Annotated in this window: 16 protein-coding genes; 2 read left to right on the top strand and 14 right to left on the bottom strand. The window is 42.9% G+C overall.

Annotated elements, in window-relative coordinates; genetic code table 11:
• Positions 1-26: 26 nt before the first annotated feature.
• From ACHUET_RS08680 to queC, 8 genes are all read right to left on the bottom strand, one after another.
• Positions 27-1,088, bottom strand: a complete 1,062-nt coding sequence (locus ACHUET_RS08680) for a DUF475 domain-containing protein (protein WP_371532443.1) — start codon at positions 1,086-1,088, stop codon at positions 27-29.
• A gap of 222 nt (positions 1,089-1,310) precedes the next feature.
• Positions 1,311-1,886: a TerD family protein gene (locus ACHUET_RS08675; RefSeq protein ID WP_058024753.1), complete on the bottom strand. Its 576-nt coding sequence runs from the start codon at positions 1,884-1,886 to the stop codon at positions 1,311-1,313.
• Positions 1,887-2,153: 267 nt separating this feature from the next.
• The gene (gene rlmKL, locus ACHUET_RS08670; RefSeq protein ID WP_394212180.1) at positions 2,154-4,439 is read right to left on the bottom strand and encodes a bifunctional 23S rRNA (guanine(2069)-N(7))-methyltransferase RlmK/23S rRNA (guanine(2445)-N(2))-methyltransferase RlmL; all 2,286 of its coding nucleotides are present in this window, start codon (positions 4,437-4,439) and stop codon (positions 2,154-2,156) included.
• A 159-nt stretch (positions 4,440-4,598) separates the two neighbouring features.
• Positions 4,599-5,783, bottom strand: coding sequence for a mechanosensitive ion channel family protein (locus ACHUET_RS08665; protein WP_394212178.1), 1,185 nt, complete (start codon positions 5,781-5,783; stop codon positions 4,599-4,601).
• A gap of 147 nt (positions 5,784-5,930) precedes the next feature.
• Positions 5,931-7,421 carry a dihydrolipoyl dehydrogenase gene (locus ACHUET_RS08660; RefSeq protein WP_394212176.1) on the bottom strand — a complete coding sequence of 497 codons (1,491 nt, stop codon included), beginning with the start codon at positions 7,419-7,421 and terminating at the stop codon, positions 5,931-5,933.
• Positions 7,422-7,536: 115 nt separating this feature from the next.
• Positions 7,537-8,034, bottom strand: a complete 498-nt coding sequence (locus tag ACHUET_RS08655; protein ID WP_238036973.1) for a peroxiredoxin — start codon at positions 8,032-8,034, stop codon at positions 7,537-7,539.
• Between the two features lie 187 nt (positions 8,035-8,221).
• On the bottom strand, positions 8,222-8,551 hold the full coding sequence (locus ACHUET_RS08650; protein WP_201598334.1) for a hypothetical protein: 330 nt from the start codon (positions 8,549-8,551) through the stop codon (positions 8,222-8,224).
• A gap of 245 nt (positions 8,552-8,796) precedes the next feature.
• Positions 8,797-9,579 carry a 7-cyano-7-deazaguanine synthase QueC gene (queC, locus tag ACHUET_RS08645; RefSeq protein ID WP_394212174.1) on the bottom strand — a complete coding sequence of 261 codons (783 nt, stop codon included), beginning with the start codon at positions 9,577-9,579 and terminating at the stop codon, positions 8,797-8,799.
• A 279-nt stretch (positions 9,580-9,858) separates the two neighbouring features.
• On the opposite strand from queC, the gene ttcA reads away from it, so the two are divergent.
• Entirely contained in the window at positions 9,859-11,001 is a 1,143-nt protein-coding gene (gene ttcA, locus ACHUET_RS08640; RefSeq protein WP_394212172.1) for a tRNA 2-thiocytidine(32) synthetase TtcA, read from the top strand.
• 125 nt (positions 11,002-11,126) lie between these two features.
• Here ttcA and ACHUET_RS08635 read toward each other — a convergent pair whose 3' ends face one another.
• The 6 genes from ACHUET_RS08635 to ccoN all read right to left on the bottom strand — a co-directional run bounded on the left by ACHUET_RS08635 (position 11,127) and on the right by ccoN (position 17,316).
• Positions 11,127-11,708 carry a FixH family protein gene (locus ACHUET_RS08635; protein ID WP_057760810.1) on the bottom strand — a complete coding sequence of 194 codons (582 nt, stop codon included), beginning with the start codon at positions 11,706-11,708 and terminating at the stop codon, positions 11,127-11,129.
• A 218-nt stretch (positions 11,709-11,926) separates the two neighbouring features.
• A complete protein-coding gene (gene ccoG, locus ACHUET_RS08630; RefSeq protein ID WP_394212170.1) occupies positions 11,927-13,336 on the bottom strand; it encodes a cytochrome c oxidase accessory protein CcoG in 1,410 nt (469 codons plus the stop codon).
• Positions 13,337-13,862: 526 nt separating this feature from the next.
• Positions 13,863-15,008, bottom strand: a complete 1,146-nt coding sequence (locus ACHUET_RS08625) for a c-type cytochrome (RefSeq protein ID WP_394212350.1) — start codon at positions 15,006-15,008, stop codon at positions 13,863-13,865.
• Positions 15,008-15,187 (bottom strand): CcoQ/FixQ family Cbb3-type cytochrome c oxidase assembly chaperone, encoded by a 180-nt coding sequence (locus ACHUET_RS08620; RefSeq protein ID WP_057760804.1) that lies wholly within the window; start codon positions 15,185-15,187, stop codon positions 15,008-15,010. The genes ACHUET_RS08625 and ACHUET_RS08620 overlap by 1 nt, the downstream gene beginning before the upstream one ends.
• The gene (ccoO, locus tag ACHUET_RS08615) at positions 15,187-15,825 is read right to left on the bottom strand and encodes a cytochrome-c oxidase, cbb3-type subunit II (RefSeq protein WP_296211607.1); all 639 of its coding nucleotides are present in this window, start codon (positions 15,823-15,825) and stop codon (positions 15,187-15,189) included. Before ccoO ends, ACHUET_RS08620 begins: the two co-directional genes overlap by 1 nt.
• A gap of 9 nt (positions 15,826-15,834) precedes the next feature.
• Complete coding sequence (gene ccoN, locus ACHUET_RS08610; RefSeq protein ID WP_394212168.1) at positions 15,835-17,316, bottom strand: cytochrome-c oxidase, cbb3-type subunit I; 1,482 nt, start codon at positions 17,314-17,316, stop codon at positions 15,835-15,837.
• 866 nt (positions 17,317-18,182) lie between these two features.
• Between ccoN and ACHUET_RS08605 the strand changes: the two genes are divergently transcribed.
• On the top strand, positions 18,183-18,572 hold the full coding sequence (locus ACHUET_RS08605; RefSeq protein WP_394212166.1) for an SCP-2 sterol transfer family protein: 390 nt from the start codon (positions 18,183-18,185) through the stop codon (positions 18,570-18,572).
• The last annotated feature ends 153 nt before the right edge of the window (positions 18,573-18,725 follow it).

Here is an 18,725-nt window from a genome sequence, read left to right as displayed (position 1 = left end):
ATACAGCATCATGTGGACAACAGATACTAATTAAGCCTTGCTGCTTCAGCTTTACGATGTTTCAGCGATGCCCATAAGGCAAAACCAATAAAGGCAATACCGATAAGACCAGTAATGATTTCTGGTACATGGAACTTCACTGACAACAGCATAATGATGGCCAAGGCACCGATGGCGTAATGCGCACCATGCTCAAGATAAATAAACTCATCAAGCGTACCTTTGTCTACCAAGAAGATAGTCATCGAACGTACGAACATCGCACCAATGGCAAGACCAAGCATGATAACGATGACATCATTGGTAATGGCAAATGCGCCAATCACACCATCGAAACTGAATGAAGCATCAAGAACTTCTAAGTATAAGAAACCAATGATACCGCCTTTCATGATAGCGCTGGTCGCAGCTGCACCACTTCCTTCGTTTTCTAAGTCTTCTTCGAGATCACCTTCTAGCATACCAGATACGACCTGTACACCAAGGTATACTAGAATGCCCCAAACGCCAGCAATGAGCACCGCACTTGACTGCTCTGCACTGGCCCATGATACGGCAATCATTAAGACGATAAGCGCCACAAATACGCTCATCGCATCGACTTTGCCTAGCTTGACCAAACGGCTCTCAAGCCATTCAAACCAATGGACATCTTTGTCATCAAAAATAAAGTTCAAGAAAACCAATAGTAAGAAAATACCACCAAATGCTGAGATTTCAGCATGATGTGCCATCAATCTGGCTGAGTATTCTTGAGGATTGTTCAATGCCAAATCGATCACTTGCATCATACCAAGGTCAGCGGTAACCGCAACGATGACAATAGGGAAGACCAAGCGCATACCGAATACCGCGATTAAAATACCCACGGTTAAAAATATCTTTTTCCAAAATTCGTCCCAGCCCTTAAGGACTGAAGCGTTGACCACCGCGTTATCAAAAGATAACGAAATCTCCATGACGGCCAAAATAGCGGTAATCGATAGTGTAGTGATTAAACCACCCATACCGCCATGTGAATATCCCCACCATGCCGCTATTGCTAAGGCAATGATTGTGAAGATAATGTCTAAATAAAAATGTCTCATGACACATCCTGTCTGGTTGCGTAAAGCTGGTCTAGTATAGACACAAGCCGCAAAAAAGTGGTTATTGCTAACCACTTTTTATGCATAATTTTAAACGAAACGTAAAGCATTACTAGTCATTGGGGCATTAAAAATTGTGACTATTTGCAACGATGGTCGCTTGATATTTTGGACGCGATAATCGGAATGGCTGATAACACAAATGCCAATAAAAATAAGGCTCTAGATATCAACGCCATACTGATGACACATTGCTTGCAAGCCACCTGAATAACCTTGACCTACCGCACGGAATTTCCATTCGCCATTGTGACGATATACTTCACCGAATACCATGGCGGTCTCAACAGAGTAATCTTCTGCTAGATCAAAACGTACCACTTCAGTGCCGGTCTCTTCATTGACAACGCGGATAAAGGCATTGGCTACCTGACCGAAGTTTTGGTTGCGAGTAGCAGCGTCATGGATAGTCACCGTCACGACTACTTTATCAACGTCAGCAGGTACTTGGGTTAAGTTTACTTTGATCACTTCATCATCACCATCGCCTTCGCCAGTACGGTTGTCACCCGTGTGCTCAACCGCGCCATTATCAGATTTGAGCTGATTATAGAAGATAAAGTCATGGTCGCCGCGCACTTTACCTGCACCATTTAGCAAAAATACACTGGCATCAAGATCGAACTCAGCACCAGAGGTGGCGCGCTCATCCCAGCCTAGACCGATCAGCAGCTTGGTCAAATTTGGATCAGTTTTTGTTAGCGATAAATTACCGCCTTTGTTAAGTGATAAAGCCATGGTGTTATCCTTGTTATTAGACGTTAGAGATTTAATGACATAAAAGGCGATGCTTACGCTATAACTGCGCAAATCCATCGCCTAGTAATGCTCTATCATAACAACAAAAAATGACCCAATCAAAGCCGATTGGGTCATGGTTATATTTCATATACATTGGGCAAAAAACCTAAGTTTCAGGTAGTTATACTGCCGCGATGAATTACTCTATTTATATACGAAATGCTTATTCATCAGCGCTTATTTATAAATACTCACTTATAAACTTTAGCGATGGCGAATCTCAAAGCTTTGATGAATAGGCTTTTTGATATTAAAATCAAAACCAATCGTTTTTTGCGTGATATTAACGATATCGTAGCGCTCAACTAACTGCTCATCTAGCTCAAAGCGCGTGAAGTTATTAGAAAAATACAAAACACCATCGGATGTTAAGCGGTTCATCGCACGATTGATAAGGGCAGCATGATCTCGCTGCACATCAAAGGTTCCTTGAAACTTTTTAGAGTTTGAGAATGTCGGTGGATCAATAAAGATAATATCAAACTGCTCGGTATTGTCTTTAATCCACTCAAAAATATCGGCGGCAACGAATTGATATTTATTACGGCTGACGTCTAGACCATTGAGCACAAAGTTTTGTTTGCCCCAGTCTAGATAGTTCTGTGACAAATCAACGCTCGTGACTTTTTTGGCACCAGCAAGCGCTGCATGCACACTGGCGGTACAAGTATAAGCAAACAGGTTAAGTACAGATTTGCCGCGGCTGTTGTCCTTAATACGAGCACGCATATTACGGTGATCGATGAACAGACCCGTATCTAGATAGTCCGTAAAGTTAACATAAAAATAGGCACCATCTTCGCGGGCGACATGAAACTTGCCGCGTTTTTCTGTGGTGTTCTGTTTACTGTACTGATCGTTACCAGACTGACGGGCACGCGTTTTGATAAAGATCTGTTCACGATTAATATCAAACACTTCACGAATACCCATGAGCGCCAAGTTAAAGCGTTTTTTGGCGGTCTCAGGTGGGATAGTCTTAGGCGGTGCATACTCTTGCACGTGGGCATAATCGCCATATAAATCGATAGCGACTTTGAAGTCAGGCAAGTCGGCATCGTAGACGCGAATGTTGCTGACATTGTCTTTTTTAGCCAGTTTCTTAAGCTTGGTCAGGTTTTTTTGTAGACGATTGATAAAGTCCTGTCCATCTTCTACTTCGATCTCACGCTTTTCAAAACGGCTGACAAGATTGCCTGTCTGCCCAGCGATAAGCGTTCCGTAGCGGAAGTACACAGTGATAGCGCCATTATGACAGCGTAACGTTTTTGGTTCTTTAATCGGTAGGATATCTACTTGCTCGACACGAGCAGCTAGTATGCCAAGCATTGGATCGATACCGCTGCCCGCAAAGCTGTCTTGCACAATCAGGCCAATGGCTTGATATAGTGGCTTAATCATTTCTTCATCACCCAAACGCTCACCATAAGGCGGGTTGGTAATGATTAAAGGATTACTCAATCGACCATCATCCACGAGCGGTTTTAGAGCGCTACCAAGTTGATCAAGCGCACGCTGTTCGATGTCGAGTAGCGGGAGTAAATCTTGAAGGCCTGCCGCGATTAGGTTTTTTTCGGTTGCGATGATCGCGCCATTATCAGCATCAAAACCCAACACAAGCGGCAGCTTATCTGGTTGCTCATTGGCAATCTCTAATGCTTCGCGAAAACGTGTCTGTGCATCCTCAATCATCTCCTGCCATAGCGTCTCGTCATGATGCTGCCACTCATAGAATCCAAATTGATTGGCAGCTTTGTCGATACCTACAGCATAATCACAGTGCATGAGTAGCGCTTCGATAAGGAAAGTACCAGAGCCACACATTGGGTCTATTAACGCATTGTAGTAAGGCGCATCGCCTGCGTCGTTTTTCTTGTGCCAACCAGCGCTATAGAGTAGGGCAGCTGCCAAGTTTTCTTTTAATGGGGCTTCTGTCATAGCCACGCGATAACCACGGCGATGCAAACTGGTCCCTGATAAATCTAAATACAACTCGGCTTGTTTGTCATTGACGGTCGCAAAGATAGAGAAGTCTGGATTTTTGCTATCGACATTCGGACGGCTGTCGTACACTTCATTGAAGGTATCCGCAATGGCGTCTTTGACACGTAGCATGGCAAACTGCTGACTGACGGCAACGCGTTTATCAACAGATAGACGAATAGCAAAAGTTTGCTCCAAATTAAACTGCTCTGTCCAATTGACGGATTTTGCCAAACCATATAGCTGCTCTGCAACATCGTATTCTGCATTGATGTTTTTGCGTTTGATGAGCATTAATACCCGCGAAGCCACACGTGACCAAAGGCAGATAGTATACAAGTCGCGTAAATTACCCGTGACGGCAAGACGACCAGTACTTTTGATTTCGCTATCAATACCGAAACTTGTCAGCTCAGTCTGCAGCGGTGCCTCAAGCCCATCGGCACAAGTAATGATAAGATCAAGCGACAATGTAGAAGAGGGTGCAGCTGCGGTTTGTTCGGTCATACGGGTACCTGTGGGCTAAATTGACAAAAGAGGCAAACAATAAAATAAATGTTTTAACCGGTAATTTTACCATAATTCACGGTAGGATGGTTCAAAGTGGCAATGTTTAAGGTGCGATAGGTTTAAGGTGCGATAGCTAAATACATGAAAATAAGTCAGCTACTCACCTTTTGCCAATGATGATTCTCCTGATACAACTTGAGTGGTGGTTGCAAAAGGTTTAGTAGCGATAGGATAGTCGACGTCTTTTGGCATGAGCAGGCGCATATGTGGATAGGGCGTCGAGATATTGGCCGCATCAAAAGCAATTTTTATCTCTTCTTGTAGCACTTCTTTGATTTTGGGTATACGTGCCACGGCTGCTGGTTTGACCCAAAAACGCACGATAAAAAATACGCCATACTCCCCAATTTCTGCTACGGTCGCTGAAGTCTCAGGACGATTGAGTACTGCATCGGTATTGCTGAGTACTTGCAAAATCTCTTTGCGCGCCGTTTCGATATCATCTTCAAAGGCAATACGGACACGAATATCAAAACGTATAAAGTTTTTGGAGGTTAAGTTAATCACTTCTGAGGAGGCGACATTAGAGTTTGGAATAATAACAGTAATATTGTCTCGAGTTAGGATATGGGTAGTGCGTAAAGCAATAAGCACCACGCGCCCCTCATTATCGTTGATATGAATCCAGTCCCCAACCTGAAACGACTGCTCTAGCAAAATGGTGATACCGGCGATAAAGTTGGCAAGCGTCGATTGAGCAGCGAAACCGACGGCTAAGCCGACAATACCCAAACCTGCAACTAACGATACGATATCAAAACCAAATTGTGCCATCACGCTGGCAAGCCCAAGTACCAATAGGAGCACCGACAAGATATTTTTGAGTAGCTGCTCTATTGAGGCATTGAGTCCATAATGCTGTAGGACTTTGTGAATAATTTGACCAGACGACGCCCACAGTACGTAGTAGATACCAGCCCACGTACTTGCTTTTGCTGTCGCCTTGATGGTTTCTGGTTCAAAATTTATCTGACTCATGATCGCTATCAGACTGGCGACAATCCAAACGTAACGTAGTGTTGAGCGGGCAATCTTGGTGCGGCGATCATTTAAACGAATTTTGGCTCTGCTCTGCTTGAGAATATAATTGGCTAACCAATAAAAAAATCCCAACACCGCAAGCAGTATTAGGATCTTTATGCCAGTGCTGGCAAGCTCTACTGCTTGAGAAGACCAATTGAGCGACTCTTCGTCTATAGATCCGCCAAGCGCAAGGTAGAGGCTAGTATGCAGGTCACGAATGATTTCTTTAAAAAAGTCGGTAACACTAGCGATTGGCATTTTTTCGTCCATGCAGGGTGTGTGTATACAAGGTTTGATAAATGAGGTGTCTGGTCACACGTCACATCAAGTTGTCTAGTCAATCAAATATAGCATGAGTGATGACTAAGCCTAACTCTATTTTTTAGAGCAAGGCTTAACTGTAAATTAAAAATTGTCTTCTTGCGCGTCCTGAGATTGGTAGGGTATCTCCATTTTGTCTTGCACATCACGTAATGCTGTACGCAGTCCTTCTAATATCGTAGGGTGATAAAAAGGCGTATCGAGCATGTCTTTAATACTTAAGTCATTGGTAATCGCTGTGGCTAATATATGACCGATGTATTCAGCATCAGGGCCCACCATGCTAGCACCTAATATTCTGTCAGTTTTTTTGCAGCCATAGATATGTAGCAGACCACAATTCACGCCCATCACACGGCTACGCCCTTGGTTGTCAAAACTTACGCTACCAATCACAAACTCTAACTCAGGGTCTTCTTGAATCTCGGGTAGAGACATACCGACATTGACGATTTGCGGCGAGCAAAATACGATAGAAAAAGGGGTAGCTGGCGGACGGATATAGGCATCTTCTGTATTTTCACAGACCATGTTGCCAGCACTATAGCCCTCATCACTTGCTACGTGCAGCAGAGGAATGTGAGCATTGGCGTCTCCAACGATATAAATATTTGAATCGCCAATTTGCCCCGTCTTTTTACTTAAGTTTTTCGGGCGGTTCTTGTCATCGAGTACAACGCCTAGATTTTCGATGCCAAGCTGTTTGATATTATTGCGGCGGCCAGTAGCGACTAACACACACTCACCTTGCCACTGCTGCGATGCACCAGCACTGTCTTCGTATTCAATAAATGCGCTATCGCTACCTACATCAGCCTTTGTGCCGACATCAGTGATTTTACTGCCCAAATGCATGGTTAGCTCACTACTTAAGCAGTCGATTGCTTTGTCGTTGATGTCATCATCTTTTAGGCCAGCCACTCGTTTGACTCGGTTAAATAGCGTCACCTCTACGCCCAAACGCGTAAATGCTTGCGCAAGCTCTAGTCCAATGGCTCCAGCGCCTACCACTGCCATAGAGTTGGGTAAATCTGTAAGCTCAAACACACTATCAGAGGTGAGCAGGGTGTCACCAAGCTTATCCGCCCAACCATCTGGTATAGACGGTGAGCTACCTGTCGCTACAATGATTTGCTCAGCCGCGATGCGCTCATCATTGACCTCGATCAACCCTTGCTCGTTAATATGAGCACGCCCATCGATTTTTTTGTGATCGGGCCAGCTATCTACTTGTTTTTTGATGTAGCTAGCAAAATGACTGCGCTCATCACGTACACGCTGCATCACCTGTTTGCCATCTATTTGCGCAGTTGCATGGATACCAAACTCAGCCGAATGATTGGCATCATGTGCACGATCTGCCGCTGCGATCAATAGTTTGCTCGGCATACAACCGACAGCGATACAAGTTGTTGTCCAAAACCCTTCGTTGATAATGACGACATCGTCTTTGATTTTACTTGCTTGGCGAAAGGCATTTTGACCTGCAGTACCTGCGCCAATAATGGCAACAGATACTTTGCGTGTGACTTCATGCGGTGCATTGTCAGCAATGGTACCAGACTGTTTATTCATATTATTCTCTAGTAAGGAAGGGTGGTAGTGATATTTCCAGTTATCAGCTCAGACTTGTGTATGCGCTCTTTTAGCATTTTTATGGTGAGCAATCTAACCTAGTCTATTGTATAGATTATGGTGCCAATATGGTGAGTAAGCGACTGGTGTAATCTTTGGCACGTAGGTTACGCTGTGCGTGAGTCAGCTCGCCCTCTTTATCAAACACAAATGCCGAGCGTACTAGCCCCAAAGTAATGTTGCCGTACATGTTTTTCTCTTTAATGACTTCAAAATACTGGCATAGCTTTTCATCGGCATCACTGACAAGTGGAATTTGTAGGTCATATTTATCGATGAATTTTTCGTGGGATTCAACGCCATCACGAGAGACGCCAACGATGTCATAGCCTAAGTCATCAAAGTCGTGGATATGCGCCGTGAACTCCGTCGCTTGCGTGGTGCAGCCTGGTGTGTTGTCTTTGGGATAAAAATAGAGAATAAGACCTTTATCGGTATTGGCAACCATTTCTTTGAGACTGATTTCATCATGGATAAAGTTTCCGGCAAGTTTGCGTACGATGGTAACTGGAAAGTCGGGTAGGTTGATGGTTTCTGTTGTTGGCTTTGCCATGGTAAAATCCTTATTAATTTTGGTTATGTATATTGGTTTTTTTGATGGTTGAGATAGGGTTCTATTTATCGTCTTCTTATTATAGGCAGATTGGTAGCAATAAATAATCAGTTTTACACTTTGCTCATTCATTGGCAACAAAAAAGACTGGCAATGGCCAGTCTTTTGTATATCACACGAATAGTAATTAAGCAGGCTTTTGCGGCTGCTTCAAGTCTAAGCCGACTGTGCACTGCTGCAAGTCTTTTTGCATGGTCTTGACGTATGGCAAGCTTGAAGGGTCTTTTTTGTCTTTTGCATAGCTTTCGATTTCCCACATCTGACCAATCGTCATATTGCTACGGACACCAATGGTACAATTACATAATTTGGTAGCGTCGCCCTTGTCAGCAACTTTATATTTGACTGCGCCATTGACACATGAGTTGATATTACTTTGCTTAATATCAGTAGCATTCGCTTGTGGCATTGCAAATACGGCCGCTAAGGCTAGGGGTAATAATGGCAATAACTTCATAAATTTCCTCTTACAGGTAGTGTCAATTTTGTAGATCTTGTAACCAATGCACAGCCAATTCATTAATATAGAGGTGACTGTTACGATTATTGATATCTAATGAAAAATATATCTGGTGGCAGAGATAATTGTCCATACCATAGCAAGTATATTGATTAAAATACAATGTCGACGTGCTGTGTTAATGCAAGCGAATGTTTCGCTAATGTTGATTGATGCCGCTGTTTGATAAAAAGTCAGTATGTCTATCCAGCTTGATAATGAGTAGGGTCAATGACGCCAGCTTGAGCAAAGCCCTGACGGCGCAATGCACAGCTATCACAAACACCGCAAGCGAGACCGTTTGCATCGGCACGATAACAAGAAATCGTCTGTCCATAGTCCACGCCTAATGACAGGCCAAGCTCAATAGTCTGTGCTTTAGACAGCTGTTGCAATGGCGTTTGGATTGATAGGCGGTGGCCGGTAACGCCCGCTTTTGTGGCAAGGTTGGCCATGTGCTCAAATGCTGCTATATATTCTGGACGGCAATCAGGATAGCCAGAGTAGTCAACTGAGCTGACCCCGATGACGATATGATTGGCATCGGCCACTTCTGCAACGGCTAGCGCATAAGACAAAAATATCGTATTGCGCGCAGGCACATAAGTATTTGGAATGGCATCGTTGTCGATTTCATCACGCTTCTTGCTAGGGAATTTGTCCGAATCACCGTCTGGTACAATCATGCTGTGGTCTGTCAATGAAGAGCCACCAAGCTGAGCGATATCAATATCAATGATTCTATGATTGACGCCTGCTGTCTCAGCGATAGTCTTTGCTGCAACAAGCTCACTATTGTGACGCTGACCATAATTGAAGCTGACGGCTGTCACAGAGGCATAGCGCGCTTTTGCCCAATACAGACACGTCACCGAATCGAGGCCACCTGATAAAAGTACAACGGCGTTTTGATTTTTGTTGAGAGTATCTAATTCAGTATCGGACGCTTGGTTGGCCGAGTTATTCTGCAAAGTAACGTTAGTCATAGTGGTATCTATTATTGGTTTACGAAAACGGCTATTTTAGCAAAAATACGGCTATTACAGAACCACGAAGCGACCAATCGCGCGTCACTAAGGTGACAAAGCCATGCTAAGCAGCATTGTAATAAAAATAAAGTGCGTATTACTGTCATCTTTTCAATCTGTTAGCAATATTTGTTATAATTGCCGCTTTTAAAGCATCGATAACCCTACCTCATTGATCGTGCTTTATCGTAAACCGCTTTATAGTAAAATCATCCTTATAAAGATATTGAGTAACTTATGACCGCAGCAACCTTATTTACGCCAAACATCCCTTCTCACTCTGACAATATATCTAATGAAGCGGACTTTAATCGTTATGTTTTAGAGGCTGATGCTGAAGAGGGTAGCAATGAGGATATCGTTGCTGATCAATCTACTGACTCACAATCACCTACTGAATCTGCGGCTTTTCGTAAGCTACAAAAAAAGCTTCGTCGCCAAGTCTCTTGGGCCATTCGTGATTTTAATATGATCGAAGACGGCGATGTGGTGATGGTCTGTGTCTCGGGCGGTAAAGACAGCTATACCTTGCTGGATATTTTGCTCCTACTAAAACGTATCGCCCCCATTCATTTCGATATCGTCGCAGTCAATCTTGATCAAAAGCAGCCCGGTTACCCTGAAGATATTTTGCCTGCTTATCTTAATGAGCAAGGCATTGCGCATTATATCTTGGAAAAAGACACGTACAGTATTGTCAAAAGTGTGGTGCCAGAAGGCAAGACCTATTGCTCAGCGTGCTCACGTCTGCGCCGTGGTTCGTTGTATGGTTTTGCTAAGCAGATTGGTGCGACCAAAATCGCCCTGGGTCATCATCGCGATGACATGCTGGCGACTTTCTTTTTGAATTTATTTCATGGCGGCGCACTCAAATCAATGCCGCCTAAACTGCTGAGTGATGACAAGCAAAACCTGCTGATTCGTCCATTGGCGTATGTCGAAGAAAAAGACATCATCGAATACGCCAAGTTAAAAGAATTTCCGATTATTCCTTGTAATCTATGTGGCAGTCAGACCAATCTACAGCGTGCCATTATCAATGACATGTTACGTGAATGGGATGACGCTCATCCGCAGCGTTTGGCGTCTATCTTTAAGGCAATGCAAAACGTAGCACCATCACAGTTAGCAGATCGTGAGTTGTTTGATTTTGAGACACTCAGTCTTGATCGTGATAATGATGAGCGTTTATTTGAAGGCGACAATATTCAAGCTGGGCAGACGGATAGTTTGGCTGAGATTGGTTTACCTGTATCACCAAGGACGCAAACGTTCAATCCTAAGTTCGCTAGTGATAAGCCTTATTCGACAGAGACGGATAAAGCCGCGCAAAACGAGCGTAAAGCACAGAAAATTCCAACGATTAACCCTGTAATTTAGTAATTGAAAAGTTAGTACGATATTAAATAGTGCTTACTAATTAACACGATATTGAATAGCTCAAAAAAGCCAGCCGATCTCTGACGAGCGGCTGGCTTTTTTATGTCTGGATGCTACTAACAGCATTAACTTTTAGCAAAAACTGGTAGCGGGTCAAAGCTGACCTTTGAACGAGGTAGTTTTGCGACGTCTTGCATACGCCAATCATCTTTACCGTCATTGCTAACCTGAAGGTAATACTTGGCTTTTACAGGATCAATATCGACTTGTGCGCTGTATTTATTGCCCTCAACATGCTTAAGGACAACGTCGCGGTCTTTTTTGATATCCGTTGCATGAGAAATAGAAAGCTCCAACGTATCAGGATAAGTAAGTGGCGTACCATTTAACAGCTTGCCTGACTGCACGCTTTGCTCAGGGTAGTTGAGATAAAACACAATATCGCCATTTTCTGCAAACTGCATTTGTCCATGCAAGTCTAAATCATACGTGAGCTTGTCACGAGACACATCATGATAGAGCGTTTTGCCATCCATATACCAGTCGTCACGTACCACGCTATCACGGATCTGGTAAGAGTAATAAACAAACCAAATACAAGCGATCACGACCGCAGCAGGCATGCCAATCACAAAGATAACGACCATGTAATTTTTATACCATGGCTGCTTATCTTGATGTTTAAAGTTCGGTGCTGGAGTAGACATAAAATACCTATGCATCAGATACGCATTTAATAGATAGCTGTTCATTAGACATCTATAAATGGTATCAACGGATAATTTGGCGGCTAAGCGCTACCAGTTTAATGGTAAAACATTTATTCGATAGCCTATCACTAGAACAATTAGCTATTTAACTACTTGCACTAGTTACAGACTACCGAATGACATACATGAAATTAAACAATGAACATATTAATTGTTTACTGACCTTGGGTCGTAAAGATATTTTGCTTACTTACCTTATACTTGCCATTTTCGCTGCTCACATTTAGCGTGACAGGCGTTTGGCCAAACTCTATTACATCAGGATCACCATAAATACTGACTGGCATATCAAAGCTTTCGCCAGCTTCTAATGGTACATCGTTAAAGCGTAGCTCTAAGCTCAGCCCTTTTTGCGGTGCTAGTGTTATCGTGTAGGTATGAGCATCCTGCGTCTTATTGGTTAGCTTAACGATATAGCTATTTTCAATCATGCCTTGATTGTTGATAGACGATAACTGATTACGGTCACGGCGGATATCAATTTCCAGTGGCACGCGATCGGTTAACGCATATATAACGCCGCCACATAGTACAGCCAACAATGTTAAGTAAGCAAATAGTCGTGGGCGCAGTACGCGGCTTGGCTCTTTTTCTGCCAGCTGACGTTCGGTCGTATAACGAATCAGTCCACGCGGATAGCCGACCTTGTCCATCACTTCATTACAGGCATCGATACAAGCCGCACACTGGATACAGGCAACTTGTAACCCATCACGAATATCGATACCAGTAGGGCAGACCTGCACGCACATGGTACATTCAATGCAGTCGCCTAAGTGCTCTGGATTTGTACCTTTTTTACGAGCGCCGCGCGGCTCACCGCGTTCATAATCATAAGATACGATCAATGTGTCTTTATCAAACATCACACTTTGAAAGCGGCCATAAGGACAAATCTGTACACACATCTGCTCACGCATGTAGCCTGCATTGGCATAAGTAGCGAAGGTGAAGATAAACATTGAAACCCATACCCACGTTGGCCAGTCAGGGAATGGAATCACTCCTATTGACTGCCAGCTATGATATAGAGAGTCTGTTCCCGCCACATAACTAACAAAGGTCGCTGCTGTAATCACAGAAAGCAAAAACCAAATTGAATAAACAACCGTACGCTTGAATACCTTGCTCGCACTTAATGGTGCTTTATCAAACTTGATGCGTTTATTACGATCGCCAATCACCCATTTTTCAACATACTGGTATAGATGCGTCCATATCGTTTGAGGACAAGCATAACCACACCAAACGCGCCCTGCATATACCGTCACCATAAACAGCGTAAACGCGGCAATAATGGCAAATGCAGCAATAAAATAGAAATCTTGCGTCAAAAATGTCATGCCAAAAATATAGTAATGCTGTGATGGCACATCAAACCATATCGCTTGTCTATCATTATAGCGCAGCCATGGCAAAAGTAAAAAAGCCGCCAAAAGAGCATACATCGTGATGACACGAATATTTTGATAAAAACCTGTGACAAACCTTGGGTGTACACGATGCTTGGTTGCATCAAGATCGACTTGTTGTACAGGAATTTTATTGGATTGTTGTGCTGACATAAACGTGCCTCTTTAAAAAAAGAATCAGTCTGCTGGCATGATGAACAAACACCTCTAGCGTCGAGGTATATGAGTGTATGATGTTATCAATGTCAGTAAATAGCGGATAGAAAATGCAATAAAAAATCTTCTAATCTGCTTACCAAATGATCGATTGTAAATATAGTCGGTTCAACATAATTTTGATGCAAGGAAAGGGGAGCAAAGGTACTACAAATAGTAGACTAAACAAGCCTGCATCTAATTTATGTGAAATTGACTATCGTGTTATGTGATTGAGTCAGAGCGATATAAAGCCATGACCAATAGACTATTTAAAAAATAGCTATTTTAGCATTCTCCTTACTAATAATGGGGTGATAATCATAAAAAGCAACGAATATATGAGAATGATTTCTAGTGTTTATAGCCGCTCATCATTGTCATTTCTAAATGAAAATCAATACCACTATACGCAAAAGGGAGAACTGCAATAACAGTTCTCCCTTCATTAAATCTCGTCCATATTCAGTACAGTAACAACGTCTTAGTTAGCAGTTGCTTCTTCAGTCGCAGCAGGCTGAGTAGCTGTAGCAGCCATTGCTACTTCAGGCGATTTGCCAGTCTTATCTGATAGTGAGTAGATATAAGCAGCAAGTAGCATGATACGCTCATTACCTAGCTTAGTTTCCCACTGAGGCATAACGCCAGCACGGCCATAACGTAATGTATTACGTACAGTCTCACGCTCACCGCCATATAACCAGATATTGTCAGTCAAGTTTGGTGCACCTGCTGAAATCATACCTTTACCGCTTTCAGAGTGACATAGTGCACACTGTTGCTTAAAGATTGCTTCGCCTTGATTAACCAAAGTTTGATCAAGTTCACCGTTACTCTTGCTACCGTTGTTTGGAGATAGTGATAATACATACTCAGATGCTGCACGTACACCGTCTTCGCCGATCTGATCGCGCCAAGCAGGCATACCACCGATACGACCATTATGTAGCGTGGTCAGAATGTTGCTAGCTTCGCCGCCATATAACCAATCATTATCGGTTAGGTTGGGGTAACCTGTCGCACCTTTAGCGTTAGAGCCATGACATACAGAACAGTTCTGTAGGAACAAACGGCTACCAACTTTTAACGCATTTGGATTTTCAGACAGTTTTTCGACATAAGGAGCAAGTTCTGCAACTTTTTCGTCAATTTTAGTCTGTAGATCTGCTGGCGGATTTTCACTACGACGCATGGTCGCTTGTAACTCGTTTAGCGTACCAAGTGTCGCAGTCGCACCTGCAGCGTCTGCTTTTACCAAAATGCTTTTTTCAAAGTTATCGGTAAATACTTTGTTGTTGCTTTCAAGCTCACTGAACAACTCGTTTTTAGAGGTCCACGGTACAGTTTCACCGTCAACTTCTACGGTGGCGATACCGTTCCAATGTGCCGGGAACATAGCTGGAAAGAATACCCAGTATGCGACACCCCAAACGATTGAACCAAAAAATATCACCAACCACCATTTAGGAAGTGGTTTGTCGTATTCTCGGATACCATCGTATTCATGACCAGTGGTACCGTCTTCCTCAACGTCTGGTTTGTATTTTAGTACAAACAGCAGAACGCCAAGAATAAAAAGCCAGCAACCGAAACTGATTAGTGTGATCCAAGAACTCCAAAAAAATGTCATCATTTATCCTTATTGCGCTGCTCTTCAGACAGAGATTTTATATCCTCATCATCAAGCGCAAGTTGTGCATCTTCTTCGAAGCGTTTTTTGTTTTTTGGCGAATACGCCCACCATGCAACGCCTACGAAGGCAATAAAGGCAGAAACGGTCGCAATTGTTTGTAATTCACCAATACCCATTAGCGCTGTCCTTCCATTGCGGTACCTAACTGCTGTAGATAGGCGACCAAAGCGTCAAGCTCAGTAGCGCCAAGCACTGCATCTGGAGCACCTTCGATATCTTCTTCAGTATAAGGAACACCGAAGCGATCGCGGAATAGACGCATTTTAGCTTGAACGTTTTCGCCATCTACTTCGTTAGTCGCCAACCAAGGGAAACCAGGCATAACTGACTCAGGCACTAGCGAACGTGGATTGATCAAATGTTGCTTTTGCCAATCTTCAGAATAACGGCCACCAACACGTGCTAAATCTGGTCCAGTACGTTTCGATCCCCATAAGAATGGATGATCCCACGTCGACTCAGCGGCACGTGAATATGGTCCATAACGTTCAACTTCTGCACGTAATGGGCGAACCATTTGAGTATGACAAACGTGACATCCTTCACGGATATAAATATCACGACCTTCAAATTCAAGCGCTGTCCAAGGCTCCATAGCGGGAAGGGGAGCGTTCACCCCACCTTCTTCAGGACCCTTGTTGTCATAGATCAATGGCACGATTTCAACTAGCGTTGCAAAACTAATAGCAATCACGATACCAATGACTAACAAGCCTGTATTTTTTTCAATAATTTCATGCGGTGAACCAGCCATGATCGCTCCTTATACTTTAGCTGTCGAAGGTTTTTCGACACTAGGTTCATGATCCGTTGGATCAGCGACATCTACAGGCTTACCTTCTGGCATTTTGAGTGTTTTATAGCAGTTATAAGCCATTACAAACATACCCGATACATATAAGAAGCCACCAAATGCACGGCCAATATATGGGAAATGCGAGAATTCAACAGTATCAACGAAGCTATATACCAAAGTACCGTCTGGGTTAGTAGCAAGCCACATCATGCCTTGGCCAATACCTGAGATCCACATAGACACGATATAGAAGATCGTTCCTGCAGTCGCAAGCCAGAAATGCGTGGTGATTAAGCTGATAGAGTACATCTTCGGTTTGTTATAAATACGTGGTAACAGTACGTATAGCGAACCAATCGTAATCATACCAACCCAGCCAAGTGCGCCTGAGTGTACGTGACCAACTGTCCAATCAGTGTTATGCGATAGCGCATTCACTGTTTTGATAGACATCATTGGGCCTTCGAACGTCGACATCGCGTAGAACGACAATGCAACAATCATAAAGCGAATGATTGGATCGGTACGCAGCTTATCCCAACTACCTGATAGCGTTAGTACACCGTTAATCATACCACCCCAAGATGGTGCAAACAGGATGATTGAGAAGACCATAGCAAGAGACTGCGTCCAATCAGGAAGCGCTGAATAATGCAAATGGTGACCACCAGCCCACATATATGAAGCAATCAATGCCCAAAAGTGAACGATAGACAAACGATAAGAATAGATAGGACGACCAATCTGTACAGGAACGAAATAATACATCATTCCAAGGAAGGCTGCCGTTAAGTAAAAACCTACCGCATTATGCCCGTACCACCACTGCACCATCGCATCAGTTGCACCGCCAAATAGCGAATAAGATTTGAACGCGCTAACTGGAATCGCCATGCTGTTTACGATGTGTAGTAATGCAATCGTAATGATGAAAGCGGCAAAGAACCAGTTAGCCACATAGATATGTGAGGTTTTACGTTTGATGAGCGTACCAAAAAATACAATGGCATAAGAGATCCATACCAAGGCAATTAGGATATCGATCGGCCACTCAAGCTCAGCGTATTCTTTAGTCGAGGTCAAACCTAGAGGAAGGGTAATAACAGCGGATACGATAACCGCTTGCCAACCCCAAAAGGTAAACCAAGCCAAATATGGCGCAAATAAACGCGTCTTACAGGTACGCTGAACGATGTAGTAAGACGTTGCGAACAGGGCAGAGCCACCGAACGCAAAAATCACCGCATTGGTATGCAGTGGTCTTAAACGACTAAAGGTCAGCCATGGAATGTCAAAGTTGAGTGCTGGCCATGCTAACTGTGAAGCAATGAACACACCAAGACTCATGCCGACGATGCCCCAAACGACAGCCATGATCGTAAAAAATCTTACGATAGTAATTTCATACTCACGGTCAACTGGGGCGACTGCTGTGTTTTGTAAACTCATTGGATGATTCCTTTACAGCCCGAATTATCAACAGAATTAACCAACAATCTATGTTGTCTGCACTATAAATACTCTCAAATTTGTATTTATACTAGCGCCAACACATGTTGTTTTTTGGCTTATTTAGCGCAATGACGTCATTAACTATCGATTTAGGCCCTTACTGTCTATTAGTTAATACTAATAAATAGAAATAGGCATTTCATACACCTTGCTCAAGGTCAATCGATAGTAGGATTGTTAATAGATCATCAAGGTAAATAAGAAGACGCGCCGTTTTGAGCATCAAACATCTCATAAGGCTAAATATGTATCTTAATTATTACGAAAAAATCTGTACTAATGAAGATAGATACCCATATCTATAGGGCTATTAAAACGCATTGACCATAGATGTATGCTAGCGGCGGCTGACAAAAAACACGATTATGTAATGTTTGGTTAAAACTCCCGACTCTGTTTAAGGGTATTGTAACGCAATCCTAATTAAATATCATCAGAACTATGCGCCAAAATACAAACTCTTTGGTATAAATGTTAGCGAGCAACTTATTATTGCTGTGCTACTCCTCTATTTTATACACAATTTTGTCACTATTCTAGATGCTCATTTTGATTGAATATGGGAAGCGCTCGCTAGACATAAGCGTAGGCTTGCAAAGAAGTTTTGTAACAATAACATTGCTGAGCCGATAAATAGGTTTTACTTCTTATCAAGTCGCCCTTTATAATGAGGCTGAACGTCATTAATGGCTATGTATCGCATAGGTCTATTGATAGCAATCATTTTAATAATTCTAATAGTTAGGCCAATAGTGCCTCAAGGGATATTGGTCTGACAGAATATCAATTAAGGATAATATAATATGGCAGTTTTTTTGACAGATGAATGGTTTGAGCAAGTAGAAAAAATGGGCAACGAAGCAGGTGAGTTAAACCTACCACCAGCGCTTGCTAACATGATCGTTAACCTAAAAGTATCTGATACTGAAAAAGACATCGAAGCCAACTTTGCCGATGGTTTATTACATCGTGGTCTAAATAGTAATGGCACGACAACTTTGTTATTAGATCGTAGCATTCTACAGTCTATCATCACTGATTTTGACACCAACCAAATTATGGGTGCCTTCATGAGCGGTAAAATTCGCGTTGAAGGCGATATGTCACAATTGATGGCAGTACAGACTGCTCGTCCAAGCGCTGAGCAAAAAGAGCTGTACAAGCGTATCAAATCAATGACGACGATGGCTTAACCGTTGGCTTAATCGTTTTTATTGAAGATTTGTAGATCATAAGCAATAGTAAGTTGTAAAAAAGCCCCTAATTCATACTGAACTGACCCCCATAAGTTGGACACAACTTATGGGGTATTTTTATGCGTTACGATCTGGACTTTAAGATGCAAG

It is taken from the genome of Psychrobacter piscatorii (assembly GCF_043641605.1).
Lineage (GTDB): Bacteria > Pseudomonadota > Gammaproteobacteria > Pseudomonadales > Moraxellaceae > Psychrobacter > Psychrobacter piscatorii_C.
Note: the sequence above shows the minus strand (reverse complement) of the source record. Positions and strands in the feature narration are given on the sequence as shown.